Raw genomic sequence first — 26,839 nt, forward strand, 5'->3', positions numbered from 1 at the left:
CTTGATTGTGTGATGCGAAATAGTAATCTTCCCTCTGTCATCACATGCCGTGGCAGGGCCTCGCCCGACCGGGCGGCTCGGGGGAGGACGATGTGGCGTTGTGGACCGTGCACGGCAACGGTCGACGCCTGGTGCGCGATGCCGTGGTGGCCTCCGAGGAGCGGCTCAGCTGGCCGCTGACCATCGGATTCGGACTGCAACACCTCCTGGCGATGTTCGGCACCACGACGCTCGTGCCGCTGCTGACCGGCTTCCCGCTGACGACCACGCTGCTGCTCTCCGGCGTCGGCACCCTGCTGTTCCTGCTGCTCACCCGGAACCGGGTGCCCACCTACCTCGGCGCGTCGGTGGCCTTCGTGGTGCCGTTGGGAGCTGCCGCGGGCGAGGCCGGTGCGAGCCCGGCCGCCCTGCTCGGCGGGATCATGGCGGTCGGCCTGGTGGTGATGGCCGTCGGCGTGGCGGTCAAGGCGCTGGGCGTGCGGTTGCTGGAGTCCGCGATGCCGCCCGTGGTGACGGGCGCGGTCGTGCTGATGATCGGGCTCAGCCTCGCGCCGCAGTCGGTGTCCTGGTTCAGCGAGCAGCGCGTGCCCGCGGCGCTGACGCTCGGCACGATCGTGCTGCTCACTGTCGTCAGCCGGGGCATGGCCGGGCGGGCCGCGGTGCTGATCGGGGTGCTGGCCGGGTGGATCTACGCCGTGCTGGCCGGTGACCTCGTCCCGGAGCGGCTCGACGAGCTGGCCGCCGCGCCCTGGTTCGGGCTGCCCCAGCTGATCGCCCCGCAGGCGCACATCTCGGTGATGCCGTTCGTGCTGCCGCTGGTGATCGTGCTGGTCGCCGAGCACGTCGCGCACCTCAAGGCGGTCGCCGCGATGAGCGGCCGCGACCTCGACCCGTACGTCGGGGACGCGCTGATCAGCGGCGGTCTGGCCACCACGCTGGCCGGCTCGGCGGGCGGGTCGGCGCTGAGCAGCTACGCGGCGAACATCGGGGTGATGGCCGCGACGCGGGTGTACTCGACGGCGGCCTGCCTGGTCGCCGCGGTGGGCGCGATCGTGCTGTCGTTCTCGCCGAAGCTCGGCGCCCTGATCAACACGATTCCGCTCGGCGTGCTCGGTGGCGCGACGCTGGTGCTCTTCGGGCTGCTGGCGCTGGTCGGGGCGCGGATCTGGCTGGACGCCGCGGTGGACTTCGCGGATCCGGTGAACCTGGTGGTGATGGGCACCGCGGTGATCGCCGGGGTCGGCAACCTGACGCTGCAGGTGGGGGAGCTCCGGATCACGGGCCTGGTGTGGGGCTCGGTCGGCATCGTGCTGGTCTACCCGATCCTGCGGAGCCTCGCCGACGCCCGCGACGCGGCCGCCGAAAGCTGACGCCCGAATCCGCGAATCCTTGGGCTGAATTGGCCATGATGTCGGGGATCCCACAGCGAGAAGGCCGCAGCAACTCCCGCAGGGGGACCGCTACCCGCACCGCGACGCAAAGCGAGCCTGGAAACGACCTCTGTCAGGGTTGGCAGTGGGGGCAGTGGTAGGTGACGCGGGCTTCGGCGTCGTCGCCCTGGGTGCCGCGGCGGACCGGGCCGCCGCAGCGCAGGCAGGTGCGCCGGTCGTAGACCCAGTGCCGCGCGCCGCGCCGCAGGCTCTTGGTGGTGGACTGCTCGGGGTGCCAGGCGTTGCGCAGCAGCAGTTCCCGGCACAACCGCACCGCGCGGGCCGCGTCGATCTCCGCGACGGGCGTCCACGGCGAGCGGCCCAGCAGGAAGCACACCTCCGTCTTGTAGATGTTGCCGACCCCGGCCATCACGGTCTGGTCCAGCAGCGCCCGGCCGAGTTCCCGGTCCGGGTCGGCGGTCAGCCGCCGGATCGCCTCGGTCGCGTGCCCGTCGTCCCACGCCGGGTCGAGCAGGTCCGGCCCGAGGTGGCCGATCAGCTCGGATTCCGCCGAGGTCGGCAGCCAGCGGAGGTCGTGCAGGTTGAACCCGACCGCCACCCGGTCGGCCGTGCCCAGGACGGCCCGGGCCTGGTGCGCCGGCCGCCGCCACCTGGTGCCGGGGGAGTAGAGGTGCCAGGCGCCGTCCATGCGCAGGTGGTTGTGCAGGGTGTGGCCGTCGTCGAAGCGGATCAGCAGGTGCTTGCCCGCCGGGCGCACTTCGCGCACCCGCCGGCCGTCGAGATCCAATGTGGACAGACGGGGGTGCCGCAGCTCGCCGCGGGTCAGTACCTGCCCGGCCAGCGCCTCGTGCAGCCGGTGGCAGGTGAGGAAGACCGTGTCGCCTTCGGGCAGGGCTCGCTCACCCCTCGGCTGCCAGCTTCAGGCCGAGGCCGATCAGCACCGTCGCGGTGATCCGGTCCAGCCAGGCGCGCACCCGCTGCCGCTGGAACAGCGCGCGGGCCCGGCCGGCGAGCCACACCAGCGCGGTGGACCACAGCAGCCCGATGGTGATGTGCGTCGCCACGAGCAGCGGGCCCCAGGCGAACGCCGCCGCCCCGGGCGGCAGGAACTGCGGCAACAGGCTGACGTAGAACACACCCACCTTGGGGTTGAGCAGGTTCGTGACCATCCCCGAGCGCAGCGCGCCGAAAGCGGTCAGCGCCACCGGCTCGACCGGGACGTCGTCGGCCTGCAGAACCCTGTTGCGGGGCAACGACTTCCACAGCGCCGAGCCGCCCAGCCAGAGCAGGTAGGCGGCGCCCGCCACCCGCACGATGTCGTAGGCCACCTGGGAGGCGGTGAGCAGCGCGGTCAGGCCCGCGATGCTCGCCGTGCCCCAGATCAGGCAGCCGAGGTTGATCCCGAGGAACGTCGCCACCCCGACGCGGCGTCCGCCGAGCAGCGAATGCCGCAGGATCAGCATCGTGTCCAGGCCGGGCGTCAGGACACCGATCAGCGCGACGAAGACGAACGTCAGGAACAACGTCGTGGTCATTCGGCACCGTCCAGCACTTCGTCGTCGTCGGGCTCGGCGCGGCGCGGTCGGCCGGCGCGCAGCGTGCGGGCCAGCACCAGGTTGAACGCCAGCGCGACCTCCCGCGCTCCCGGCGTGCCCCACTGGTGGATCGGCATGCACGCCCCTTGCGCCTGCTGCACGGCCAGCCGATCGGGCAGCGCGACCGGCAGCACCAGCGGGCCGAAGATGTCCCGCAGCTCGTCGATGCGGAACTGGTGCTCGTGGGAGCGCGGCCGAACCCGGTTGACGATGACGCCGAGCGGCTGCAGGTCCGGGTTGGTCGACTGGCGCTCGGCCTGCACCGCCTCGAACGCCCGCTGCACGCCGGAGACCGCGAAGATCGTCGGCTCGGTGACCAGCAGCGCGCGATCGGCGGCGATCAGCGCGGAGCGGGTCAGCCGCCCCAGCGACGGCGGGCAGTCCAGCAGCACCAGCTGGTACGGCAGCTCGCCGTCGGCGATCAGGCCGTCCAATTCGGACAGTGCCGTGGTGAGGCGGGACAGGTGCTCGCCGTCGCCGTGCTGGCCGTTGTGGCTCTCGGCGTCCTCGGAACCGACCAGGACGTCGACCTCTTCGCCCCAGGAGCTGCCGGTCACCGCCGCCCGCAGCACCTCCGGGCTCGGATCGGCCAGGACGTCGCTGAGACCCTTGGTGGTCTCCTCCGGCTCCAGGCACGCGGTCGCGTTGCACTGCGGATCGAGGTCGACGACCAACGTCCGAACCCCGCGGCGCATGGCGGCCGAGGCAAGCCCGAGCACCACGGTCGTCTTGCCCACGCCACCCTTGAGACTCAGCACTGCCACCGTCTGCACGGGTCGTAGCCTACGGAACCGGGGACCGTCCCAGAACTGCTCCCTGAAACTTGATCAACGCCAGTGGTGCGGGTGGCGGAACGGATTCTGCGGAATGCCGCCGGGGATCCGCCGATCCGCACTCCGGTGAAACCCGCCCGCGATCCCGCATTACGCTGCTCACCATGAGATCCGACGCCGTCCACCAGGTGCTGGAAGCCGAACTCGACGCTGCGCGGCGGCGACGCGGCGGGCGCCCGCCGCGGGTGCTCGACGTCGGTGGCGGCAGCGGCGTGTGGGCCGTGCCGCTGGCTTCCGCGGGCTGCTCGGTGACGGTGGTCGATCCGAGCCCGAATGCGTTGGCGATGCTCCAGCGCCGGGCCGTCGACGCAGGCGTGGCCGACCAGATCACCCCGCTGCAGGGCGATACCGACGCGTTGTCGGCGCTCAGCCCGGAAGGCGGCGCCGATCTCGTGCTGGCGCACGGGCTTCTGGAGGTCGTCGACGACGTCGAAGCGGCGGTGTCGGCGCTGGCCGAGGCCACCGCACCCGGTGGTGCGGTGTCGGTGCTGGCGGCCAACCGGTACGCCGCGGTCCTGGGCTGGGCGCTGGCCGGCCGGCTCGCCGAGGCGCTGCAGCTGATCCAGGACCCGAACGGGCGGCTCGACGAGGCATCGGACACCCTGCAGCGGCGGTTCGACACCGACGGCCTGCGCGAGGTCCTGACGGGTGCCGGATTGGCCGTGGAGCTGATCCAGGGACAAGGCGTGCTCAGCGACCTGGTGCCCGGCTCGGCGCTGGACAACAACCCCCGGGCGGCCGACACGATGGCCGAGCTGGAGCGGGCGGCGGCACGCCGAGCGCCGCTGCGCGACATCGCGACCCGGCTCCACGCCATCGCGCGCCGACCGGCCTGACGTCGCCGTTTCCGCCAGGCGTGGCGGCGCGGTGCGGATCGATCACTGCCCCGAGGGGATGATGTCGGCAACCTCGCACAGTTCCGGTGCCGGGACCGGGTAGTACTCGCGTGCCGGGAACCGTATCCTCAGGGGTGACGCCCCCAAGCGTTCGCCGGTCCCCAGCCTATGTGGGCAAAAGCCCACCGGGTCTCCGGCGCCACTGAGAGACCTGTGCCGGAGGAGGAGTCATGCCACTCTCCGAGCACGAGCAGCGACAGCTCGAACAAATCGAGCGCGCGCTCTACGCCGAGGACCCCAAGTTCGCCTCCACCGTGCGCGGAGGACGGCTGCATCGCCCATCCAGACGTCGGCGGCTGCAGGGCATCGCCGTCTTCGTCCTGGGGTTGGCCCTGCTGGTAATCGGTGCGGTGATCCCGGCCCTCAGGCCGGCCGACATCCCCGTGTTGAGCGTGGTCGGCTTCCTCGTGATGTTCGGCGGAGCAGTGATCGTCCTGTCCGCGTTGCGCGGTGGCGGGGACGACATCGAGTCGGGACTGGAGAACGGCGGTGGTGGTCGGCCGAAGCGGGGCGCGGACCGCAGCAAGCCCGGACGCAGCTCCTTCACGCAGCGCATGGAGGAGCGTTTCCGCAAACGCTTCGATCAATAGCGGCTGATCGACCCGGAGATCGCCGCCGGTTCCGCACCACGAAGCGGAACCGGCGGCGATCTCCGCTATGCGCGCACTTTCACGACGGCCGGTCTCTGCGGCCGTCGCAGGGGAAACCTCGCGCCGATTTCGCGCGAAGTCGGCGGTCTCCACGCCTGCCGATTGGCGATTTCGCGCGAAATCGCCAACCCTCGCCACAGGGCTTCGTCGCTGCAGAGGCAGATTCCTGACGTCGCGGCACCACATCACGCCGGGGCAACCCAAAAGGTTTCCGCGCGTTGCTCCGGGTCAGCGGTTGGCTTGGCGGAGCTCCAGCACAGAGCGGGGGAACAGGCGCGAGCGCCAGTCCAGCGGCGCCGTGCGACGGAGGCTGTCCAGGACGCCGCGCAGCGTCTCCGGGAGCGTCGCCTCCGGCTCCTGCCCCGGTGGTGCGTACCACTCCCGCTCCACCGCCACCACCAGCGCTCGCATCGCCTTGGCACCGGACTCGTCCAGGCCGTGGCGCTCGATCAGCCCCGTCGCGACGCGGCGCGCGGTATCGGCGGCCGCCGGCCGCGTGCCCCGGTCCTGGAACTCGTCCAGCACCTCCCGCCACGCGATCCCCGCGGCGCCCTCCGCGCCTTCGGCGACCGCGCGCAGCCGTCGCCTCCGGCGGATCTCCCGCACCGCGGCCGGCGCCGCTAGCAGCACCGACGCCAGCACCAGGACGCCGATCACGACCGGCCACGGGTTCGAGCTCTCCGCCTCGCGCGGTGCCCGGGGGGTACCGACGTCCGCGCCGTCCGGGTGCTCCGACCCGGGCACCGAGCCTGCGGTGGGCGGCGTGCTCGGCTGGGGCTGGCCGGGCTGCGGCGCCGGTTGCTGAGCCTGGTTCAACTCGCCGCCGAGGAACTCCGGCAGCGCGGCCCGGCCGTCGCTCAGCGGCGTCGGGTCGAAGGTCTGCCAGCCCCAGCCGGGGAAGTACGCCTCGACCCAGGCGTGCGCGTCCTCGGTGGTGATCACCCGCTCGTCGCCGTCGCGGTAGCCGGGGGTGAAGCCGATCGCCACCCGGGACGGGATGCCGACCGAGCGCAGCAGCACCGCCATCGACGAGGCGTACTGCTCGCAGAACCCGCGCTTGCCGCGGAACAGGAAGTCGGACAGGGCGTCGCCGCCGGTCGACGGGGCCGTCTGCAGGTCGTAGCGGAAGCCGTTGGCCGGGTCGGTGAAGTAGCGGTTGAGCGCGACCGCCTTGTCGAAGTCGGTGGGCGCGTTCGCGGTGAGCCGCCTGGCCAGGTCGGCCACCTGCGGCGGGATTCCCGCGGTGTCCAGGTACGCGGGCGCGATCGGCGCCGGGCCGTGGGCCTGGCGCAGCTGGTCCGGCGTCGGCCGCTGGACGAGCAGCTGCTCGACGTAGGGGCGGCTTTCCTGGTTGGTCTGGGTGAACACGATCCCGGCGGCCGGGTCGTAGCGCCAGTTCGTGCCCATCCCCGAGACGAACAGCGGGACGCCGAACACCGGCAGCCACGGGTCGCGGTAGCCGATCGGCTGGATCTCGACCCGTTCGTAGTCGCCGAGCATGATGTCCGTGCCGTCGGGCAGCGCGAGCTTGGCGTTGGCGTCGACGCCCTGGGTGAGGCCCTCCAGCTCCCAGCCGCGCTCCGGGTCGAACTTCCGCAGCGTCATCGCCCGCAGGTAGGTGTCCTGCCGCAGGCCGCGGACCCGGAACAGCTCGACGACGCGGTCCCGGTTGAGCTGGCCGCGCAGCGAGGTGAACGGCTGCAGCCCGATGCCGTCGGTGCCGCTGAACTGCTCCGGCACGGATCCCGGCAGCCGGCCCTCGGTGCCGACGCCGGTGAACACCACGCCCGTGAGCACCGCGATCACCCCGGCGGTTCCGGCGATCGTGGCGGTGGAGCGGCCGAACACGGTGTGCGCGACCTGGTTGCGGTCCTCCTGCCGCCGCCACCTGCGGTGCTGGCCGCCCGAGGCCAGCAGCACGGCGTAGCCCAGCGCGCCGGCGGTGAAGGCCCACCCCGGCAGCATGTCGTCGGCCAGCGACGCCGGGACGGCGAACACGCACAGCAGCACCAGCCCGGCCACCGCCGGGCTGCGGTAGGCAACCACGATGACGTCGACCGCCAGCGCGACCAGCCCCAGGCCGAGGCAGACCATCAACTGCAGCGCCGGTTCGGCGGGCACCGGCGGCACCCCGGTCCGCACCAGGTCGCCGGACTCGGCCAGCAGGCGGCCGAGCTCCCCGAGGGCCGCCGGGCCGGGCAGCACGCCGAGCACCGCGCTCTCGGCGAACTGCGCGGTCAGGACCACCAGCAGGCCGAACAGCTGCGCGAGCACGGTCAGCGGCAGCGACCACCGGACCCGGCGGCACAGCGCCCCGATGACCGCGATCACCAGCACAGTGATCATCGTGGGGAAGACCCACCGGCTGTCGGCCAGCACGCCGGCGAACGCCGTCGACGCGCACAGCACGGCCAGCGCCGCGGCCGCGGTCGCCACCAACGACATTTCGATGGCCGCCGTCATCCGGTTCGCGGTCACGTCGCGACCTCCGATTCCGGTGCGGTCGTCTCCCGGCAGAGCCGCTGCCAGGCGTCGGAGGTCGCGACCTCCGGGCCGTCCACGACGACCACCGTCCAACCGGCCGCGCGCAGCCGCCGGGCGGTCTGCTGCGGATCGAAACCTCCGCCGTTCTCCCCGTTCCAAGCGCCGACGTCGAGCAGCAGCGCGAGACTACGAGTCTCTTGTGGACGGAGCTTGGTCAGCTCGGTGACCGCCGCGGTGGTCGTCTCGCCGAGGACCGCGATGAGCTCCTGCCCGCTGCCCGGGTCGCGGGTGGCCACCAGGTCGCGCTGCGGCGAACTGCGCACCGCGGCCAGCGCGTCCAGCACCGCGTCGTCGTCGTGCCCGCCGTCGGACGGCCCGGCGCCGCCGGTCAGCACCTGCCCGTCCTCGGTGACCAGCCGGACCTGCTGGCCGTTCTGGTGCAGGTGCAGGCAGATGCTGGCCGCCGCGGAGATCGCCCACTCGACGCTGCTGCGCGCGCCGCTGCCCCGGTGGGCTGCCGAACGCCGGTCCAGCAGCACCGTGACGCCGCCGTGCCAGGGCCGTTCCTCGACCCGCACCATCAGTTCGTCGCGGCGCGCGGTGGACTTCCAGTGCACCCGCCGGATGTCGTCGCCGTGCCGGTACTGCCGCACCATCGTGTCGTCATCGCCGTGCCCGGAGCGCAGGCGGGTCGTGCCGTCGTCGCCGGTGCCCAGCCCGGAACCGGCGGGCAGCCCGGTGAGCCGGAACACCCTCGGCACCGCCACCAGCCGGTTGCGGCCGGCGAGCTCCCGTTCGAACTCGGAGAGCCCGAAGGGGTCGTTGATCCGGGTGCGCAGCGGCCCGATGTGGTGGATGCCGCGCAGCGTCGGCGTCACCGAGTACTCCAGGATCGTGCCGCCGTGCCGGGGCGCCGCGTCCAGCCGGAACCGCGGCCGCCCGCCGAGCGCGTGCGGGGTGTTGTCCTCCAGCACCAGCCCGTCGACCGGGAGCCGGCCGCTGCCGGTGACGTGCAGCTGGATGCTCGCCTCGGTGCCGACCGGGACGCGCGGCTGCACCACATGCCGCCGGGCCGCGATGCCGAACCGGGTGCGGCTGGCGAGCACCAGCGCCAGCAGCGGCAGCGCGATCACGAACGCCGACACCCGCAGGAGGTCCCGCTCGTCCAGCACGAGCGCGCAGATGCCGGCGGCCACGCCCGCCGCCAGCAGGCAGCGCCCGCGGATGGTCAGCCCCGAGAGCACGACTACCCGCGTTCGCCGTCGCTGTCGCCGCGCGGCACCGGGATCCGGTTGAGCAGCTGCCGCACCAGGTCCGTCGCCGAGCGGCGCGACGCGCGGGCCTCGCTGGTCAGCACCAGCCGGTGGGCCAGCACCGGGACGGCGATCGCCTGCACGTCGTCGGGGACGACGAACTCGCGACCGGACAGCGCGGCCTGCGCGCGGGCGGCGCGGACCAGCTGCAGGGTCGAGCGGGGCGAGGCGCCCAGCCGCAGCTCGGGCAGCTGGCGCGTCGCCGTCACCAGGTCGATCGCGTAGCGGCGGATCTCGGTGGACAGGTGCACCCGGCGCACGGCCCGCAACAAGGCCTGCACCTCGCCGCCGTCGGCGACGGGGCGCAGGTCGCGCAGCGGGTCGTGCCCGGCGTGCTCGTCCACCATCGCCAGCTCCGCCTTGGCGTCCGGGTAGCCGATCGACACCCGGGTCGTGAAGCGGTCGCGCTGCGCCTCGGGGAGGGCGTAGGTGCCTTCCATCTCGATCGGGTTCTGGGTGGCGATCACCATGAACGGCGCGCTGAGCCGGTAGGTCTCGCCGTCGACGGTGACCTGGTTCTCCTCCATGCACTCCAGCAGCGCCGACTGGGTCTTCGGCGAGGCCCGGTTGATCTCGTCGCCGACGACGATGTTGGCGAACACCGGGCCGGGCCGGAACTCGAAGGACTCGGTCTGCCGGTTGTAGATGGACACGCCGGTGATGTCGCTGGGCAGCAGGTCCGGGGTGAACTGGATCCGGCTCACCGAGCAGTCGATGGACCGAGCCAGGGCCTTGGCCAGCGAGGTCTTGCCGACCCCGGGCACGTCCTCGACGAGCAGGTGGCCCTCGGCGAGCATGGTGACCAGCGCCACCCGCACCACCTCGGGCTTGCCCACCAGGACCTGCTCGACGTTGGCGGCGATGCGCTGGATGGTGCCGTGCAGCCGGTCGATGCTCGGTGCGGGCTCGGTGCCGGCCGGCGCGGCGCCGGACAGCTGGGCTTCAGGCGTCACGCCACCTCCTGCGTGTTGCGGCGCGGCAGCACGCCGGAACGGTCGCGCATGCGAACCTCCAAAGTCTGCGGCCGGCGGGTGGCTGTCGCGGTCCGCGCCGGCATCGCCCGGCAAAGCGGAAACGATCACCTGATCGAGACCGGCGGGCACGTGCAGTGTGCCAAACCGGCGGTGCCCGGCGGGACACCCGCACCGAACCTCGCCGCGGGCGGCGGACCGCCTCGCCCCACTTCGCCCCACCGGGCTCGCGCCACCGGCCGGCCACCGGTGCCCGGTCGGGCGGTTCCCGAGCATAACCGCGCGCTCTGACGGGTTGATCAAGGTCGGGCCGGCGTTACCCCCCACTTCGCCGCCACGCTGTGCTACCAGGGCAAACGGGGCCAATCCTGCCGGGGGAACCGGGGCAACTCGTGTTGACGGTGGAGTGAAGTGGGGTAGTGTGGGGGAAGGTGGGGCTAACGGGGGTCCTGCCGCTTGAAGTGGGGCACCGCTCGAAGTGGGGCGCCGTTTCAGGTGGGCACTGCTTCCGATGGCCATCGGGTTTGGCGACCAGCGGGAGCACCGGCTCGGAGGCCGTTCGGGGAGTGGGCGGCGCCGGGGCGGTCCGGGGTCGTCGTGCGGGCGGCCTGGGTGGGGAGGTGGACCGGGATGTTCCTCGGCACCCACCACCCGAAGCTCGACGACAAGGGGCGCTTGACGCTGCCGGCCAAGTACCGGGAAGCATTGGCGGGGGGGTTGATGGTCACCAAAGGACAGGACCACTGCCTCTACGTCTTCCCGCGCGACGAGTTCGAGCAGATGGCGCGCAAGGTCGCCGAGGCGCCGTTCACCAACGAGGCGGTCCGCGCCTACCAGCGGTACCTGTTCGCCGGCACCGACGAGCAGCAGCCCGACGGGCAGGGGCGGATCAAGATCGCGGCGGAGCTGCGGCGCTACGCCGGGCTGGCCAAGGAGTGCGTGGTCATCGGCGCGATCAACCGCCTGGAGATCTGGCACTCGGAGAGGTGGCAGAGCTACCTCGACGAGCACGAGGAGGGCTATGCGAAGGCGCAGGAGGAGGTGTTGCCCGGCGTGTTCTGAGCGTTTCGCCGACCGGCGGGGCGGGAGTTGACGGCAAGGGACCCGGGTTTCGTGAGGCCTCGGTCCGCTCGGCTATCGCATGCCTGGTGCATCTTCCCCGGCACCAGGACGCGACGGGCGGGCGGGGACCTGACGGGATCCGGAAAACCAGGGGGCTTACCGAAGATCGCCACGCGCCGTTCGCGCGTGGCGATCGGCGGTATTTCGACCGCGGTGTCGAACCGGAACGGGGCACGCGGGAAGGGAGGGACCGCCGTGGCCGAACAGCGGCATGATCAGGGCGGATCCGCCCGCGACAAGCACGTTCCCGTGCTGCTCGACCGGACGCTGGAGCTGCTCGCGCCCGCGCTGTCCCGCGAGGGGGCGGTGGTCGTCGACGCCACGCTCGGCATGGGCGGGCACTCCGAGGCGATGCTCGCCGCGCACCCCGGGCTGACGCTGGTCGGGCTGGACCGCGACACGGACGCGCTGCGGCTGGCCGGTGAGCGGCTCGCGCCCTACGCCTCCCGGATCCACCTGGTGCACGCGGTGTACGACGAGTGGGCCGACGTGCTCGCCGACCTCGGACTGCCCGAAGTGGACGGTGCGCTGTTCGACCTCGGGGTGTCCTCGCTGCAGCTGGACGAAACCGCCCGCGGCTTCGCCTACGCGCACGACGCCCCGCTGGACATGCGGATGGACCCGGGCGCGCCGCGCACCGCCGCGGACGTGCTCAACACCTACAGCGCGGACGAGCTGGCGCGGGTGCTGCGGACCTACGGCGAGGAGAAGTTCGCGGGCAAGATCGCCGCGGCGATCGTCCGGGAACGCCAGAAGGAGCCGTTCACCAACAGCGCGCGGCTGGTCCAGCTGCTCTACGACACCGTGCCGGCGGCGAGCCGGCGCACCGGCGGGCATCCGGCCAAGCGCACCTTCCAGGCGCTGCGCATCGAGGTCAACGCCGAGCTCGACGTGCTGGACCGCGCACTCCCGGCGGCGCTGGACTCGCTGGCCGTGGGCGGTCGGATCGTGGTGATGTCCTACCACTCGCTGGAGGACCGGATGGTCAAGCGGGCCTTCGCTGACCGGACGAAGTCGCGCACCCCTGTCGACCTGCCGGTGGAACTGCCGGGCCACGGACCGGAATTCCGGTTGCTCACCAGGGGCGCCGAGCTCGCCGGTGAGCAGGAGATCGAGGCCAACCCCAGGGCCGCGTCGGTGCGGCTGCGAGCCGCGGAGCGGGTCGGCCGGGGGAACGCATGAGTAGCCCTGTGTCAACCCGAGTCCTCCTCAACCGCACCTCAGGGGAACGTGACGCGAACCAGCCACAAGAAACTGCGAAACGCGGGATTGCGCCGAACGCAACCACAACTGTGAAACGCGGAGAGGCGGAACTGCCATGAGCGGCAAGGCGAGGGAGGCGAGATGACTGCACCTACGCGTGCCGGCAAGAAAGCCGCTTCGCGGGCGGGTTCCGCCGAGCGAACGCAGCAGGTCGCCCAGAAGACTGCGCAAAAGAGCAGCCAGAAGAAGTCGGGGCAGAAGCCCACCCAGAAGTCCGGGCAGAAGACGAGCGAGAAGCCGCGGACGCGGTCCGCCGCGGCCGAGCGCGCCTATGCGCGTCGCGAGGAGCGGCGGGACCGGTCGGCGCGGGAGCCCGCCGACCGGCGGCCGCGCCAGCTGCGGCAGGGCGTGGAGGAGCGGCGTCCCGCGGCGAAGCCGAAGCCCAAGGCGAAGGCGAAGCAGCTGCACGAGCGGGTTTCGCTCGCGCGGTTGCCGCTGGTGGTCGTGGTGATGGCGGTGCTGGCCACCGGGCTGGCCGCGACGTTGTGGCTGTCCATCGCCGCGGTCAGCGGCAGCTACCGGCTGCAGCAGGGCGAGGACCAGATCAACGCGCTGAACGAGCGCAAGGAGCAGTTGCTGAGCGAGGTCAGCTCGATGGGCGCGACGCCGGAGATCCAGCGTCGCGCGGAGGAAGCCGGCCTGCGGCAGGCGCCGTCCCCGGCCCGCCTCGTCCAGCAACCGGACGGCTCGGTGACCGTCATCGGTGAGCCGAAGAAGGTCACCGCGGCACCGCCGCCCGCTCCGCCGCAGCCGCCGGCGGAGCAGCCGCAGGCCGGGCAGCCTCCGGCGGCGGGGGGCCAGGCGCCGCAACAGCCTCCCGCGGACCAGCAGGTCGCGCAGGCGGGCCGCTGATGGCCCGAGGGTCGACCAGCGGCGTTCGGCGGCGCACCGCGCGCACGAACGTGGCCGGCAGCAACCGGCGGCTGCTCGTCGGCCGGTTGCTGTTGGTGATCGCTTTGGTGCTCACCGGCGGCAAGCTGATCCAGGTGCAGGGGTTCGAGGCCAGCGCCCTGTCCGAGAGGGCGCAGGCGCAGCGCGCGGCCAAGCAGATCATCCCGGCCGAGCGCGGATCCTTCACGGACCGCAGCGGGAACGTGCTCGCGTTCAGCGGTGAATCGCGGCAGCTCTACGCCAACCCGAACCAGCTGACCAAGACCTTCGACGAGGAGCACGCGAAGAACCCCGCGAAACCCACTTCGGAGCAGTACAAGCGGGAGATCGCCCGCTACATCGCGCAGGTGCTGCCGGGGGTGATCAGCGAGCAGGAAGTGCTGGACGCGCTGTTCAAGGACGCCGGGTTCACCTACTTCGGCCCGCCGATCGATCCGAGCCAGGCGCGGCTGATCACCGAACAGTACCCGCACATCGGGGCCGAGTACCGGGCGACCCGCGAGTACCCGGCGCGCGACGTGGGCTCGAACATCATCGGTGCGGCGAACTGGCGGCCGGATGAGCGGAAGGTCAAGGGGCAGATGGGTCTGGAGGCCTCGATGGACCCGCTGCTGGCCGGCACCGCCGGTGAGAAGGTCTCCGACACCGCGAGGGGTTCGAGCCTGGTCATCCCCGGCACCGAGCGGGAGCTGAAGGCGGCGGTCCCGGGCTCCGACGTGCAGCTGACCATCGACTCGGACCTGCAGTTCATGCTGCAGCGCCAGCTCGCCGACTACGCCCGTGCGGCACAGGCCAGGAGCGCCAGCGCGGTGGTGCTGGACGCCAAGACCGGCGAGATCTACGCGCTGGCCAACGACAAGGCCTTCGACCCGGGCGCCTCGTCGTGGGGCGACAGCCCGGACAGCAACCCGGCGGTGACCACGCCGTTCGAGCCGGGCTCGGTGGGCAAGGTGATCACCGCGGCCGGGGCGATCGAGAACGGCATCGTCAAGCCGGACACCGTGCTGCAGGTGCCGGGCTCCATCAAGGTCGCCGACCGGACCGTCGGCGACGCCTGGCCGCACGGCACGCTGCCGCTGACCTTCACCGGCGTGCTGGGCAAGTCCTCCAACGTCGGCACGCTGATGGTCGCGCAGCAGCTCGGCGAGGACCGGTTCTACGACCTGGCCAAGAAGTTCGGGCTGGGCCAGGTGACCGGCAGCGGCCTGCCGGGTGAGAGCGCGGGCAGCCTGCCGCCGCGCCAGTCCTGGTCCGGGTCGACGTTCGCGAACCTGCCGATCGGCCAGGGCCTTTCGATGACGGTGCTGCAGATGGCGGGCATGTACCAGGCGATCGCGAACGACGGGGTGCGGGTGCCGCCGCGGATCATCGCGGCGGAGACCGGGCCGGACGGCACGCGCGTGGAGCGACCGCGCCCGGAGGGCGTGCGGGTGGTCAGCCCGGAGACGGCGCACACGGTTCGGGACATGCTGCGCTCGGTGGTGCAGAACGGGCCGGGGCGCGAGCAGGACGGCACCGGGCCGGGTGCCGCCTTGCCGGGCTTCCAGGTCTCCGGCAAGACCGGGACGGCGCAGCAGGTCGACCCGGCCTGCCGCTGCTACAGCCAGTCGAAGTACTGGATCACCTTCGCCGGGATGGTGCCCGCGGACAACCCGCGCTTCGTGGTGGGGCTGATGCTGGACCAGCCGGCGTACGGGACGCAGGACGGGTCGTCGGCGGCGCCGCTGTTCAACGAAGTCGCGTCGTTCCTCACCCAGCGCTACCAGATCCCGCCGTCCAAGGAGCAGGCGCCGATCCAGACCCTCCAGGTCCCCTGACGGCGCTCGGCGTCAGACGGTTTCGTCTCCCTGGAAAGAGTGGCAGCACTGGAGCGGCTAGCTGCGAGACCTGCTGGCATTCGAGCAAGTAGCTCGGCTACTTACGTCCAAGGAACTGGGGCGAATAGAAGGACGGGACAACTGTGGCGCGCGCCTCTCGGTCAGCAGACACTGCTCGAGAGGCGCCCCATCTCTGATGCGTGATGGTGCCCCAGGCGCGGTCCTACATGGCTCGAAAATCGCCGTAGACTATCCCCGCGACGATGTGTCGTCGTAGAGGAAGGTCCAGCTGGGGTTGGTGGATATGAAGAAGCACGGCTGGACTCGGCTGTAGTAGCGCAAAAATTCGGTGCGCACGACGAGGCACTCGTGCTCGGTCTGGTAAACGTTGGGGTGGACCCATGCCGCATGTGCTTCAGTATTTGACGTCAGACTGATTCCTGTGACCGCAACGGCAACTGCTGCGGCTCCTGTGATCTTACGGGCAATGTTTCGCATCTTTGTTGCTCCCCTTTGGTTGAACCAATGACGTGGCAAATTCTTGCACACGAGGGAGGTTTCGTAGGGAGTTTTCGATGCTTCTCCTCCTTTGTTGGTGTTTGCGCTCATCGCCAGGCCTGGAGGCTCGGTTTTGCCACGGGTGCGACCCGCGCGCGGGGTGATCACGTACGCGGCCAGGTGTTCGGTGGTAAGGAACCCGAGCAGCGTGCGCCGATAATCGACCAGCATGATCAGCGCTTCCTACGGCGCGAACCGCTCGGTGATGCCGCGGATGATGGTCCGCAGCAACGTGGTCCGGACGGATCCGCGCTCGCCGGTGGGAACCGGTACGGCAACTCCGTCGGCAGCAGCCGCACCGGCGGCGCCGAGTATCCGCGCCAGCCGGACCGCACGCGGTCGACCAGGTCCGCGACGGCGTCGGCGTGGCTGTCGCGGTAGACCCCCTGCGCCGGTCGGGGCCACCGCCCCTTCTCCCGGGCGGCTTCCACCAGGGTGTCCAGCTTCGCGCCGTCCACCCGGGGTAGCGCGGTGCGGAAGTCTCCAGCGATGGCAATCAGATTCGGTAAGCCGACGGGGCCTTGCCGCGCATTTCGGCCAGCGTGGTTTCGAGGAGGCTGGTTTCGGGCTCGCCGCCGGACACGTATGCCGTCTTGAACCGCTTGATGCCGTCGGGGGTGCGCAGGTATCCGACGCCGGGCTCTGGCGGCAGGTCGCAGGCGTCGGACACTCCGATCGCTGCGCGGGACTCGGCCGCGCTGAAGGTCCTCAGCGCGATGCGGTAGGACAGCTTTCTCCAGAAGGGGTGCCACTTCTCGTCGTCGGCCCGTTGCGAGGCCAGCAACATGCGGACGCCCAACGAGCGGCCCGTCCGGTGGATCGTCACCAGCGTGTCGATGAAATTCGGCTGTTGCGCCAGCATCCCGTCGAGCTGTTCGAGGATCACGAACAGCATCGGCAACGGCTCCTGGCAGCGCTGGTCGCCGGATTCTCGCATCTGGCGGTATTCCCAGATGTCCCTCGCGCCCACGCCGCTCAATGCATCCATCCGGCGCTTCAACTCGCCGTTCAGCGTTTCCTGGAACCTGCCGAGCAGGTCGTCGGAGATCAAGGCGGGGGAGGTGGCCGAGACGTGCGGCGCGTTCTTGAAGTGGCGGAACGTCGCGCTGCCCACGTAGTTGGCCAGCACGAAGTTGACGTCGGTCGGCGGATGCGTGGTCATCAGGCCGAGGACGATGGTGCGCAGGAGCTCCGACTTGCCAGAGCCAGCGGCGCCGATGATCAGGCCGTGCGGCCCGATTCCGCCGAGTTCGGCTTCCTTGAGGTCGAGCTCGAACGGATTCCCGGCTTCGTCCACCCCGATCGGGATCCGGTAGAGGTCCTCGATCGGGCGCGGCGCCCACGCTCGGTCGACGTCGAAGCCCGGCCCCAGGTTCAACAGGTCAGCGGCCAAGTTCGGCGGTGCCTCGGGCGGCAGGATCTGTCGCGCCGAAGGGGCTTCGTCGCGCATCGCTGCCAGGGTGGTTGCGAGCAGCCCGTTCTCGGAATCGCTTTGGGGCACGGTCGCGGTCTTGAACTGCTCGATGTTGTCCGGAGTGCGCAGATATCCGCGGCCGGTGCCGGTCGGTATTTCGCTGGCGTCGGGGATTCCGATCACCATGCGCGACTCGTCGGCGTTGAAAGTCCTCAGCGCGACGCGGAAGGGCAGGAACGGTTCGAGAGATCGCAGATCGCCCTGTTCCAGCCGGTGCGAGGCCAGCAGCATGTGGACGCCCAGAGAACGTCCCAACCGCCCGATCCGCACCAGGATCTCCACGAAGTCCGGCTGTTCTTCCAGCACTCTGCGGAATTCGTCGATGACCACGAAGAGGGCAGGCAGCGGTTCCTGGCAACGCTGATCGCCGGACTCCCGCATCTGCCGGTATTCCCAGAAGTTCTTCGCCCCGGCGGCCCTCAGCAATTCCATGCGGCGGCTCGACTCGACGTCCAGCGAGTCCCGCAGCCGCCGGACCAGATCCGGATCGGACTCCAGACCGGGGGCGAAGGCCGAAACGTGCGGCGCTTTCTCGAAGTCGCCGAACGGTGGGCCGGCGATGTACTCGGCGAGCACCAGGTTCACATCGGTCGGGGAGTGCGTCGTCACGAGGCCGGTCACGATCGAGCGCAGGAGGCTCCCCTTGCCGGAGCCGCTACCGCCGATGATCAGGCCGTGTGGCCCCATTCCACCGCGGGCCGTTTCCTTGAAGTCGAGCTCCACCGGGGCCCCCGACTCGTCCACGCCGATCGGGATCCGGTAGAGGTCCTGCGCCGGGCGTGGCGTCCAGGCACGGGCGACGTCGAACCCCGTCCCCAGGTTCCACAGGTCAGCGGCCGGAGGAGACGTTTCCTGCTGCGGTGGCAGCAAGATCTGCCGCGCGGCTGGGCCCTTGCCGCGCATCTCGGCGAGGGTCTCTGCGAACAGGTCGTCATGGGAATCACCGTGCCGTGCAGACACGGCCCTGAACTTCTGGGCAGTGGCAGGAACGCGACACAGGTATCCGAACCCGGGGCCGGCCGGGAGGTCGTAGGCGTCGGTGCTTCCGATCGCCATGCGGGACTCGTCGGCGGTGAAGGTCCTGAGCGCGACGCGGTAGGTCAGAAACCCTTCGAGGGGCCGCAGATCTCCCCATTGCAGTCGGTACGAGGCCAGCAGCATGTGGACGCCCAGGGCACGTCCCATGCGACCGATCTTCACCAGCACCTCGGCGAAGTCCGGCTTCTTTTCCAGCGTCCTGGCGAATTCGTCGATGATCACGAACAATGCCGGCAGCGGCTCCGCGCAGCGCTGGTCACCGGCATCCCGCATCTGCCGGTATTCCCAGTAGTTCTTCGCTCCTGCGCCGCTCAGCAATTCCATGCGGCGGCTCAACTCCGCTTCCAGCGAGTCCTGCAGCCGGACCATCTGGTCTGGCTCCGGGTCGGGGACGAATGCCGAAACGTGCGGTGCGCCCTCGAAGTCGCCGAATATCGGGGCGCTGTGGTCGCCGGTCAGCACGAAGTTCACGTCGGTCGGCGAGTGCGTGGACATCAGGCCGAGCACGATGGAGCGCAGGAACCACGGCTTGCCGGAGCCGTTCGCGCCGATGATCAGGCCGTGCGGTCCGAGCCCACCGAGGGCCGTTTCCTTGAAGTCGAGCTCCACCGCGGTGCCCGACTCGTCCATGCCGATCGGGATCCGGTAGAGGTCCTGCGCCGGGCGTGGCGCCCAGGCGCGGGCGATGTCCAAGTGCGGTCGCAGGTTCCACAGCTCCGCCGGGTCGGCGTCGTGGATCCACGCCTCGGTCATGCACGGTCCCCCTGAACGTCGTGATGCGGCAAGCCATGTATATCAAGCGGCCTGCCGCACCACGGTCGTTCGACCGACCCGCCGTCAGACGGCTCCTCCGGTCTTGCTCGGTGAGGCCTGGATCTCCTCGGCGGGGGCTTTGAAGCGGGACAGCGTCAGGAACAGCGCCGCCGCCGCGAAGCCGCAGAACGCCAGCAGGTACAGGCCCGCCGTCTGCGAGTGGAGGGAGGTCTCGATCCAGGTCTTCGCGATCGGGGCTACGAACCCGCCCAGGTTGCCCAGCGAGTTGATCAGGCCGATGCCGGCCGCCGCGGCCGTGCCGGTCAGGTATGCCGCCGGGAACGTCCAGAACACCGGCTGCACCGAGATGTACCCGGCGGCGGCCACCGACAGGCCCGCGATCGCCAGCACCGGGCTGCTGAAGTAGGCCGACGCCGCGATGCCGACGGACCCGGTGGCGACGCAGGCCGCGGCGACGAACCGCTTCTTGGGCTGGGCGAGCCGGTCCGCGCCGGTGGACACCGCGATGTTCACCAGCAGCGCCACGGTCCACGGGATCGCCGTCACCAGGCCGACCAGCAGGCCGACCTTGCTGCCCACGGCGGCGGCCACCTGCGTCGGCAGGTAGAACGTCATGCCGTAGACGCTGCACTGGATCAGGAAGTAGATCAGGCAGAAGAACAGCACCCGCCGGTCCACCAGCGTCGACCACATCCGGTGCGGGCCGTGCGCCTTCTTGGCCTCGGCCTCGCGGTCGACCGCGGTCTGCAGGGCGGTGCGCTGATCGGGCGAGAGCCACTTGGCGTCGGCCGGCTTGTTGTCCAGGTAGAAGTACGCCCACACGCCGACCACGCACGCGATCAGGCCTTCGACCGCGAACATCCACTGCCAGCCCAGGATTCCCGCCACGCCGTCGAGTTCCAGCAGCAGCCCGGAGAGCGGGCCGCCGAGCACCGACGCGAGCGGGATGCCGAAGTAGAACAGCGCGTTGCAGCGCGCCCGGTACGCGTGTGGCACCCAGTAGGTGATGTACAGGATGACGCCGGGGAAGAAGCCCGCTTCGGCGACGCCCAGCAGGAAGCGCAGCAGGTAGAACAGGAACTCGCTGTTCACCAGGGCCATCGCGGCCGAGATCAGGCCCCAGGTCACCATGATCCGGCACATCCACCAGCGCGCGCCGACCCGCGTCATGATGAGGTTGCTCGGCACCTCGAACAGCGCGTAACCGATGAAGAACAGCCCGGCCCCGAGCGCGTAGGACGCCTCCGAGATCCCCGCGTGCGCCTGGAATTCCTGCTTGGCGAACCCGATGTTGACGCGATCCAGGAACGCGATCACGTACATGAAGAACAGGAACGGCAGCAGCCGCACCATGACCCGCCGGATCGCGGTCGTGAGCGCCTCGTCGGGCGCTCGCTCGCCGGTGTGCACCATGCCTCCCCGCTGAGGTGGTGAGTGTTCGAAATATCGAACTGCGTTCGTGATTTGGGTCACGAGCGTAGGGCTGCGGGTCGGGGCCGTCAATGGCGCGTCCGGTATCGCAACCATTGTTCGAGATCGCGGATGGTCGGGGCCGGGCTATTGCGCCCGGCCGAGCGAGCTGGTTACGTCGCAGTGGTCAGACCATGGTCCCGACATGGAGGAAGCATGAGCAGCCCTGTGTCAACCTCAGTCCTCCTCAACCGCACCTCAGGGGACCGTGACGCAACCCAGCCACGAGAAACCGCGAAACGCGGGATTGATCCCGGACGCAACCACAACTGTGAATCGCGGAGAGGCGGAACCGTGAAACGCGGAGAGGCGGAACTGGTATGAGCACGCCACGGCGCAGTGCGAGTTGGTTCGGGGCCCACGGCCGGGCCGGGATGACCGCCCGGTCCTGGGTCAAGAACCAGGGCTACAGCGACGAGGTGTTCGACGGCCGCCCGGTGATCGGCATCGGCACCACCTGGTCCGAGCTGGCGCCGTGCAACGCCCACCAGCAGCGGATCGCCGAGGCGGTCAAGCGCGGGGTGTGGCAGGCGGGCGGTTTCCCGCTGGAGTTCCCGAACATGGCGCTGGGCGAGACGCTCATGCGCCCGACCACCATGCTCTACCGCAACCTCCTCGCGATGCAGGCCGAGGAGACGATCCGCGCCAACCCGCTGGACGCCGTCGTGCTGCTGTCCGGGTGCGACAAGACGACCCCTGGCCTACTGATGGCGGCGGCCAGCGTCGACCTGCCCACCGCGATGCTCACCGGCGGGCCGATGCTCAACGGCAAGTACAAGGGCACCGACATCGGCTCCGGCACGGCCGTCTGGCAGGCCGAGGCCGACCTCGTGGCGGGCAAGATCACGCAGGACGAGTGCTACTTCATCGAGGGCTGCATGTCCCGATCCAACGGGCACTGCATGACGATGGGCACCGCGTCCACGATGGCCTGCATCGTCGAGGCGCTCGGCATGCAACTGCCGTACGCGGCGTCCTGGCCGGCCGTCGACGCGCGCCGCTACGCCGCCGCTCAGCAAACCGGGCAGCGCATCGTCGAGATGGTCGAGGAAGACCTCAAGCCCTCCGACGTGCTGACCCGCGACGCGTTCCGCAACGCGATCCGGGCCAACGCCGCGATCGGCGGCTCCACCAACGCCGTCGTGCACCTGATCGCCATCGCCAAGCGCGTCGGCGTCGAGCTGACCGTCGACGACTTCGACACCGACACCCGCGAGGTGCCGACGCTGGTGAACCTGCAGCCCAGCGGCAAGTTCCTGATGGAGGACTTCTGCTACGCGGGCGGGCTGCCCGCGGTGCTGAAGGAACTCGGCGACCTGGTCGAGCGCTCGGCGGTGACGGTCACCGGCCGCTCGATGGGCGAGAACATCGCCGGCGCGGAAGTGCACAACCGAGAGGTGATCACCGCGTTCGACGAGCCGTTCCAGGCCGTCGGCACCGGAACGGCGGTGCTGCGCGGCTCGCTCGCGCCGGACGGTGCGGTGATCAAGCAGTCCGCGGCGTCGCCCCGGCTGCTGCAGCACCGCGGCCCGGCGATGGTCTTCGAGGACGTCGACGACTACTACGCGGTGTGCAAGGACGACGATCTGGACGTCGACGAGAACACGGTGCTGATCGTCCGCAACGCGGGACCGAAGGGCTATCCGGGCATGCCGGAGGTGGCCAACGTGCCGGTGCCGAAGAAGGTGCAGGACCGCGGATTCGACGACATCGTGCGGATTTCCGACGGCCGGATGAGCGGCACCGCTTACGGCACAGTGATCCTGCACGTCACGCCGGAGGCGGCAGCCGGCGGCCCGCTGGCCTTCGTGCGCACCGGCGACATCGTCAGCATCGACGTGCCGAACCGCCGCCTCGACCTGGAGGTGCCGGCGGAGGAGCTGAGCCGCCGCCGGGCGGAGTGGAAGGACCCCGACAACCCGTACCCGCGCGGCTACCAGCGGCTGTACTACGACCACGTGCTGCAGGCGTCCGACGGCGCGGATCTGGACTTCCTGGTCGGCAAGTCCGGCAGCTACGTGCCCCGCGACGGCCACTGACGGCGGTCGCGGGTCTTCCGGGGCTTCCTGGGAGACCCGCGACCGCCGGGAGTGTCCACTGTGGTCAGCCGCGCGGCACCTGCGGGTCGCTCCAGCCCAGGTAGTTGTTGAAGTAGGAGACACTGTCGGCGTGGCCGATCTTGCCGCCGATGCTGCTCGCGTAGATGCCGCCGTTGCCGTCGGCGATGCCGACGTGCCCGTACTGGCTGATGTTCCAGTACACGAACGCGCCCTTGGGCGGGGTGGAGCCGTCGGTGTGCGCCTTGCCCGCGCGCACCGCGCCCTGCCAGTGCGCGATCGCGGACGGCCAGACGCCCGTCGTGCCCCAGGCGTTCTCCACGGCCTTCTCGCAGAGGCCCTGGTAGGAGGTGTCGCCCTGGTGCTTCTGGAACCACTCGACGGCGCCCTGCGCGGTGCCATCGGCGGGACTCATCTGTTCGGCCTGCGATGCGGGTTCGGCGATCACGCTCGGCGCGGCGAGCGGAGCGAGCACGAGTGCTGCGGCAACACCGCAGGCGCCGGTTAATCGAACGAGACGGTTCTTGTTCACGAAGTCCTCCCGGAGCGCAAAAATCTCCAACGAACGGGAAGGACGCTAGCGATCCCCGCAGCCGAACACCATCAAGAACACCTGAACAGCCGATGACAGCCGGCTCCACCACCGGTGTCAGCCGGCGAGGCACGAGTGCAGGCGGCGAAGCCCCTCGGCGATGTCGGGTACGCCGATCCCGCCGTATCCGAGGACGAGCCCCGGACGACCGCGTTCCGCCTTCCGGTACGGACGCAGCGCGAGGACTCCGACGCCGGTGTCCCACGCGCGTTCGGCGATCGACTCGTCGTCGGTTCCCTCCGGCAACAGCGCCGCGAGGTGCAGGCCCGCAGCGGCTCGGATCGGCTCGACCAAGCCGGTGAAGTCCCGCCGCAATGCGGTCGAGATGAGTTCATGCCGTTGCGCGTATTCGGTGCGGGCGCGACGAATGTGCCGGGCCAGCAAGCCTTCCTCGATGAACTCCGCGAGCGCGGCCTGCAACGGCATCGGCGCGTGCAGATCGGCGACGTACTTGGCGGCCTGCAGCGCGGCGCGGAGGCTTCGCGGCGCGATCAGGAAACCGATTCGCAGCACGGGCAGGAGCACCTTGGACATCGAGCCGACGTAGATCACCCGGCCCGCGCGGTCGAGGCTCTGCAACGGTTCGATCGGCCTGCCCGAGAAGCGGAATTCGCTGTCGTAGTCGTCCTCGATGATGACCGAGCCGGTGCGCTCGGCCCACTCCAGCAGCGCCGTCCGGCGCAGCAACGACATCGGCATCCCGAGCGGGAACTGGTGCGACGGCGTGACGTACACGATCCGGGCGCTGTCGGGGATCTGGTCGACCTGGATGCCTTCGGCGTCCACCGGTACGCCGACGACCTTCGCGCCCAGCGCCCGGAACAGCTGACGAGGCGGCGGATACCCCGGGTCCTCGACGGCAACGCAGGTCCCGGGTTCGATGAGGACCCGGCCGACCAGGTCGAAGGCCTGCTGTGCCCCATTGGTGACCACCACGTCGTCGGCGGTCGCCCGCACGGCCCGGGACACCCCGACGTGCCGCGCCAGCGCGGCGCGCAGCCCGGAATGCCCGGCGGGGTCGCCGTACATCGGCGAACCGACGCCCGACGTGCGGAACCAGTGGGCCAGCAGGCGGCGCCAGGCCGCGTGGGGGAACAACCGGATGTCGGGAATTCCGGCTCGGAAGTCGAAGGCCGGGGTGGGCCGATCCATCCGGGGAACCCGGATCCGCTCCCAGCCGGGGACGGGCCGGATGTCCTGCCCGGCGGCCGATTCCGGTGCCCGGTCGAAGCCGCCCGGCTGCACGTAGGTGCCCGATCCGGTTCGGCCGGCCACGAAGCCCTCGGCGGTCAGCCGGTCGTAGGCGGCGCCGACGGTGTTCCGGGACACCGACAGGCGTCTGGCCAGTTCGCGAGTGGGTGGCAACGCCTCGCCGGTGCGAAGCCTGCCGTCCAGGACCGCTGCCTTGACCTGCCGGTAGATCTGCCCGGCCAGGTCGTCCCGGCCGACCAGGCTCACGTGGAATTCCACGCCGCGAGGTTAGCCGGAATCGGCCCAGTGGAGTTGGTGGAATTTGGCTCTACCGCTGGGCCGATGGCCGTCCATAACCTCGACGCGTGGACATTCGGAACTTGCACTGGCGGGCCATGCGGGGCACCGGTGACGTGATCGCCCAGATCCGCCCCGACCAGCTGCGCCTGCCCACGCCGTGCGCGGACTGGACGCTGCACGGGCTGTTGCGGCACATGGTGAGCGAGAACCTGGCGTTCGCTCGCGCCACCACGTCGGGTACAGAACCGTCCGATGTGGACTGGGATGCGGGGCGGCTCAGCGCCGACCCGGCGGAGGACTACCGCAGCTCGGCCGCCGAGTTCGGCAAGGCGTTCGCCGCCGAAGGCGTGCTGGACCGGCAGGTCCGGGTCCGGGAATTCGGCGTGTTCCCCGGCAGGGCGGCCCTGGTCCTCCACTTCGTGGACATGGTGGTCCACGGCTGGGACGTGGCGAAAACCATCGGCGCCCGCTACGAACCGGATGAGGGCCTACCGGCCACGGCACTGGAACTCATGCGTCGAAACCCGCCACCCCAGGACGGCACTGGAGTCTTCGCCCCGATGATCGAAGTTCAGGACTCGGCGCCTGCCCTGGACAAGCTGCTAGCCTTCCTCGGCCGCAACCCGAATTGGCCGGAACCGCGATGAGCACCAGAGCTACTCAAGGCATGGTCGGGTAGTCGAAAACGATGATCGGCTCCTCGACGTCGTCCGACGGCGCGCTGTGGAGTTCGGCGAGGATTGCGTCGGCCTTGTCGCTGGAGAGGTCGACGAGGCCGATGTGCAGCGGTGCGTTGTTGGCTTCGCGGGCGGTGAGGGCTGCCGGCAGGGCGTGCAGCAGCTCGACCAGGACCGGGCGGTTCTTCACGCCGAGCTGCTCGACCTTGGTGAAGAGCAGGGCTTTCGCCGGAACCCGGGCGATCGCCTCGGTGAGAGTGCCGGCGTCGGGTGAGACGGCGTGGATGAGGGCCCGGGTGGACGGCACGTTGCGGACATCGACCTCGATCAGGCGTTCAGGGCCGCTACCGAGCTGCTGAATCCAGCGATCCACCTGCGAATGCGGCAGATCGACGTGGATGGCGCCGGTCGCCGGATTGATCCCGGGAAGATGGTTCGGGCGAACGGCGTGCACCACGACCGCCGGGCGCGGGGGTTTCGGTGCTTCCATCGTGATGACGCGGTCGCTGAAGTTCTCCGCGTACTCGACTGCGATTTCGGGTGGCAGTGCGGCGCGCAGCTGCTTCGCGAGTGCGAACCCGGTGCGGCGGAACCGGAGCGCGGCGTCTTCGGACGGGAACTTCGAGTCGGGCGGGTAGTTCTGGTCCAGGATGCGCTGGTAGTCGTGGTCCCAACGAGCGATGTCCAGCAGCAGAGCGGGCGGAAGATCGAGTACATCCCGGACTTCCTCCGGGAGGTAGTTGGCGGCGACTGCTTCCGCCGCCGGGCCGAAGGAAACCCAGAGCGGACCAGCGCCCCATTCCGCTGCGAGCCGGACATGGACAGGACGGCTGTTCGAAGGAGGCCACTGGGAGCCATCGACACGGGCCAGCGGTTCGGCATGCGCGGAGATCAGGTAACCGCTCGTGGCAGTGCTGATGGCAACCGGGATTTTCCGATCGGCGAACTGAACGATGCGGACCGACCGGTTGTGCCCGACTACGGTTGCGGCGTCGTCTGCGCTGGTGGCTGCCTGCATGACGAGCTTGTTGATCAGATCATCGGCGACTCCGCATCGCTGGAAGTCTGCTCCATGTCGTGTCCTAATCAACCCTGCGCCTGATTCAGTCATCGTCCTGTTTTCTGTCTGCCGGCCCGGCCTGGATAACTTCCCCATAGTAGGTGACCCGCACATCTGGGCCGAGTTCTGTGGCCAACTGCTTTGCTAGCTGCCTACCATGTTCTGTCCAGCGTTCTTCATCCTCCTTGCTGGGAAATTCGGTGGATGCGGGGTCGGCTGGATCCCAGAGTTGCTGGAACTCTTCATCCCATTCGTCGATCTTTTTGAGGAGGGCCTCTGATACTCCGTAATCAATTGACATTCGAGAGTATGGCATATCGGTCGGCGTCGGGTTGTTGGTCCGTGTCACCCAGCACGGGTAAGCTCGCCATTCTGCTGAGATGTTAACGTTCAGCAACCGCGTGGCGTGGTGGTCGGGCATG

General features: G+C 70.2%; 22 protein-coding genes. 9 read left to right on the forward strand and 13 right to left on the reverse strand.

Going from position 1 to position 26,839, the window contains the following annotated elements:
• Window positions 1-92: 92 nt before the first annotated feature.
• On the forward strand, window positions 93-1,370 hold the full coding sequence (locus ACWEV3_RS20975; RefSeq protein ID WP_452615587.1) for a uracil-xanthine permease family protein: 1,278 nt from the start codon (window positions 93-95) through the stop codon (window positions 1,368-1,370).
• A gap of 133 nt (window positions 1,371-1,503) precedes the next feature.
• Here ACWEV3_RS20975 and ACWEV3_RS20980 read toward each other — a convergent pair whose 3' ends face one another.
• Genes ACWEV3_RS20980 through ACWEV3_RS20990 form a run of 3 tightly spaced genes read right to left on the reverse strand, consistent with a single transcriptional unit; the run spans window position 1,504 to window position 3,759 of the window.
• Window positions 1,504-2,283, reverse strand: a complete 780-nt coding sequence (locus ACWEV3_RS20980) for an Fpg/Nei family DNA glycosylase (protein WP_452615588.1) — start codon at window positions 2,281-2,283, stop codon at window positions 1,504-1,506.
• Between the two features lie 7 nt (window positions 2,284-2,290).
• Window positions 2,291-2,926, reverse strand: coding sequence for a LysE family translocator (locus ACWEV3_RS20985; protein ID WP_452615505.1), 636 nt, complete (start codon window positions 2,924-2,926; stop codon window positions 2,291-2,293).
• A complete protein-coding gene (locus tag ACWEV3_RS20990) occupies window positions 2,923-3,759 on the reverse strand; it encodes a ParA family protein (RefSeq protein WP_452615506.1) in 837 nt (278 codons plus the stop codon). Before ACWEV3_RS20990 ends, ACWEV3_RS20985 begins: the two co-directional genes overlap by 4 nt.
• 164 nt (window positions 3,760-3,923) lie before the next feature.
• Between ACWEV3_RS20990 and ACWEV3_RS20995 the strand changes: the two genes are divergently transcribed.
• Entirely contained in the window at window positions 3,924-4,655 is a 732-nt protein-coding gene (locus tag ACWEV3_RS20995) for a class I SAM-dependent methyltransferase (protein ID WP_452615507.1), read from the forward strand.
• A gap of 230 nt (window positions 4,656-4,885) precedes the next feature.
• Window positions 4,886-5,305, forward strand: coding sequence for a DUF3040 domain-containing protein (locus tag ACWEV3_RS21000; RefSeq protein WP_093261617.1), 420 nt, complete (start codon window positions 4,886-4,888; stop codon window positions 5,303-5,305).
• Between the two features lie 288 nt (window positions 5,306-5,593).
• On the opposite strand, the gene ACWEV3_RS21005 is transcribed toward ACWEV3_RS21000, so the two are convergent.
• From ACWEV3_RS21005 to ACWEV3_RS21015, 3 genes are read right to left on the reverse strand one after another with little or no spacing between them, the layout of a single operon-like run.
• Entirely contained in the window at window positions 5,594-7,843 is a 2,250-nt protein-coding gene (locus ACWEV3_RS21005) for a transglutaminase family protein (protein ID WP_452615508.1), read from the reverse strand.
• Window positions 7,840-9,093 carry a DUF58 domain-containing protein gene (locus ACWEV3_RS21010; RefSeq protein WP_452615509.1) on the reverse strand — a complete coding sequence of 418 codons (1,254 nt, stop codon included), beginning with the start codon at window positions 9,091-9,093 and terminating at the stop codon, window positions 7,840-7,842. Before ACWEV3_RS21010 ends, ACWEV3_RS21005 begins: the two co-directional genes overlap by 4 nt.
• A gap of 2 nt (window positions 9,094-9,095) precedes the next feature.
• Window positions 9,096-10,097, reverse strand: coding sequence for an AAA family ATPase (locus ACWEV3_RS21015; RefSeq protein WP_452615589.1), 1,002 nt, complete (start codon window positions 10,095-10,097; stop codon window positions 9,096-9,098).
• A 666-nt stretch (window positions 10,098-10,763) separates the two neighbouring features.
• Between ACWEV3_RS21015 and mraZ the strand changes: the two genes are divergently transcribed.
• The 4 genes from mraZ to ACWEV3_RS21035 all read left to right on the forward strand — a co-directional run bounded on the left by mraZ (window position 10,764) and on the right by ACWEV3_RS21035 (window position 15,226).
• Window positions 10,764-11,195, forward strand: coding sequence for a division/cell wall cluster transcriptional repressor MraZ (gene mraZ / locus ACWEV3_RS21020; RefSeq protein ID WP_132485633.1), 432 nt, complete (start codon window positions 10,764-10,766; stop codon window positions 11,193-11,195).
• A gap of 255 nt (window positions 11,196-11,450) precedes the next feature.
• Complete coding sequence (gene rsmH / locus ACWEV3_RS21025; protein WP_452615510.1) at window positions 11,451-12,437, forward strand: 16S rRNA (cytosine(1402)-N(4))-methyltransferase RsmH; 987 nt, start codon at window positions 11,451-11,453, stop codon at window positions 12,435-12,437.
• A 162-nt stretch (window positions 12,438-12,599) separates the two neighbouring features.
• The gene (locus ACWEV3_RS21030) at window positions 12,600-13,370 is read left to right on the forward strand and encodes a hypothetical protein (protein ID WP_452615511.1); all 771 of its coding nucleotides are present in this window, start codon (window positions 12,600-12,602) and stop codon (window positions 13,368-13,370) included.
• A complete protein-coding gene (locus tag ACWEV3_RS21035; RefSeq protein ID WP_452615512.1) occupies window positions 13,370-15,226 on the forward strand; it encodes a peptidoglycan D,D-transpeptidase FtsI family protein in 1,857 nt (618 codons plus the stop codon). The genes ACWEV3_RS21030 and ACWEV3_RS21035 overlap by 1 nt, the downstream gene beginning before the upstream one ends.
• A gap of 249 nt (window positions 15,227-15,475) precedes the next feature.
• On the opposite strand, the gene ACWEV3_RS21040 is transcribed toward ACWEV3_RS21035, so the two are convergent.
• From ACWEV3_RS21040 to ACWEV3_RS21050, 3 genes are all read right to left on the reverse strand, one after another.
• Window positions 15,476-15,955, reverse strand: a complete 480-nt coding sequence (locus ACWEV3_RS21040; protein ID WP_452615513.1) for a hypothetical protein — start codon at window positions 15,953-15,955, stop codon at window positions 15,476-15,478.
• Window positions 15,956-16,280: 325 nt separating this feature from the next.
• Window positions 16,281-19,049 (reverse strand): FtsK/SpoIIIE domain-containing protein, encoded by a 2,769-nt coding sequence (locus ACWEV3_RS21045; protein ID WP_452615514.1) that lies wholly within the window; start codon window positions 19,047-19,049, stop codon window positions 16,281-16,283.
• An 84-nt stretch (window positions 19,050-19,133) separates the two neighbouring features.
• The gene (locus tag ACWEV3_RS21050; protein WP_452615515.1) at window positions 19,134-20,483 is read right to left on the reverse strand and encodes an MFS transporter; all 1,350 of its coding nucleotides are present in this window, start codon (window positions 20,481-20,483) and stop codon (window positions 19,134-19,136) included.
• A gap of 377 nt (window positions 20,484-20,860) precedes the next feature.
• Here ACWEV3_RS21050 and ACWEV3_RS21055 point away from each other — a divergent pair, with 377 nt between their 5' ends.
• Entirely contained in the window at window positions 20,861-22,579 is a 1,719-nt protein-coding gene (locus tag ACWEV3_RS21055; protein WP_452615516.1) for an IlvD/Edd family dehydratase, read from the forward strand.
• A 64-nt stretch (window positions 22,580-22,643) separates the two neighbouring features.
• On the opposite strand, the gene ACWEV3_RS21060 is transcribed toward ACWEV3_RS21055, so the two are convergent.
• Together ACWEV3_RS21060 and pdxR are read right to left on the reverse strand one after the other, a co-directional pair.
• Window positions 22,644-23,072, reverse strand: coding sequence for a CHAP domain-containing protein (locus ACWEV3_RS21060; RefSeq protein WP_452615517.1), 429 nt, complete (start codon window positions 23,070-23,072; stop codon window positions 22,644-22,646).
• 174 nt (window positions 23,073-23,246) lie between these two features.
• A complete protein-coding gene (gene pdxR / locus ACWEV3_RS21065) occupies window positions 23,247-24,659 on the reverse strand; it encodes a MocR-like pyridoxine biosynthesis transcription factor PdxR (RefSeq protein WP_452615518.1) in 1,413 nt (470 codons plus the stop codon).
• Window positions 24,660-24,745: 86 nt separating this feature from the next.
• On the opposite strand from pdxR, the gene ACWEV3_RS21070 reads away from it, so the two are divergent.
• Window positions 24,746-25,327, forward strand: a complete 582-nt coding sequence (locus ACWEV3_RS21070; RefSeq protein ID WP_452615519.1) for a TIGR03086 family metal-binding protein — start codon at window positions 24,746-24,748, stop codon at window positions 25,325-25,327.
• A gap of 13 nt (window positions 25,328-25,340) precedes the next feature.
• Here the strand turns inward: ACWEV3_RS21070 and ACWEV3_RS21075 are convergent, their stop codons facing one another.
• Together ACWEV3_RS21075 and ACWEV3_RS21080 are read right to left on the reverse strand one after the other, a co-directional pair.
• A complete protein-coding gene (locus ACWEV3_RS21075) occupies window positions 25,341-26,468 on the reverse strand; it encodes a hypothetical protein (protein WP_452615520.1) in 1,128 nt (375 codons plus the stop codon).
• Window positions 26,461-26,838, reverse strand: a complete 378-nt coding sequence (locus tag ACWEV3_RS21080) for a hypothetical protein (RefSeq protein WP_452615521.1) — start codon at window positions 26,836-26,838, stop codon at window positions 26,461-26,463. The genes ACWEV3_RS21075 and ACWEV3_RS21080 overlap by 8 nt, the downstream gene beginning before the upstream one ends.
• Window position 26,839 lies beyond the last annotated feature (1 nt).

It is taken from the genome of Saccharopolyspora sp. NPDC003752 (genome assembly GCF_053605825.1).

Excerpts from the sequence above, each read along its gene's own strand:
- ACWEV3_RS21075 (WP_452615520.1), bottom strand. The coding sequence starts at position 26,468 with ATGACTGAATCAGGCGCAGGGTTGATTAGGACACGACATGGAGCAGAC.
- ACWEV3_RS21050 (WP_452615515.1), bottom strand. The coding sequence starts at position 20,483 with ATGGTGCACACCGGCGAGCGAGCGCCCGACGAGGCGCTCACGACCGCG.
- ACWEV3_RS21080 (WP_452615521.1), bottom strand. The coding sequence starts at position 26,838 with ATGCCCGACCACCACGCCACGCGGTTGCTGAACGTTAACATCTCAGCA.
- ACWEV3_RS20985 (WP_452615505.1), bottom strand. The coding sequence starts at position 2,926 with ATGACCACGACGTTGTTCCTGACGTTCGTCTTCGTCGCGCTGATCGGT.
- ACWEV3_RS21030 (WP_452615511.1), top strand. The coding sequence starts at position 12,600 with ATGACTGCACCTACGCGTGCCGGCAAGAAAGCCGCTTCGCGGGCGGGT.
- ACWEV3_RS21040 (WP_452615513.1), bottom strand. The coding sequence starts at position 15,955 with ATGCTGGTCGATTATCGGCGCACGCTGCTCGGGTTCCTTACCACCGAA.
- ACWEV3_RS21000 (WP_093261617.1), top strand. The coding sequence starts at position 4,886 with ATGCCACTCTCCGAGCACGAGCAGCGACAGCTCGAACAAATCGAGCGC.
- ACWEV3_RS21045 (WP_452615514.1), bottom strand. The coding sequence starts at position 19,049 with ATGACCGAGGCGTGGATCCACGACGCCGACCCGGCGGAGCTGTGGAAC.
- ACWEV3_RS21035 (WP_452615512.1), top strand. The coding sequence starts at position 13,370 with ATGGCCCGAGGGTCGACCAGCGGCGTTCGGCGGCGCACCGCGCGCACG.
- mraZ (WP_132485633.1), top strand. The coding sequence starts at position 10,764 with ATGTTCCTCGGCACCCACCACCCGAAGCTCGACGACAAGGGGCGCTTG.
- ACWEV3_RS20995 (WP_452615507.1), top strand. The coding sequence starts at position 3,924 with ATGAGATCCGACGCCGTCCACCAGGTGCTGGAAGCCGAACTCGACGCT.
- ACWEV3_RS21055 (WP_452615516.1), top strand. The coding sequence starts at position 20,861 with ATGAGCACGCCACGGCGCAGTGCGAGTTGGTTCGGGGCCCACGGCCGG.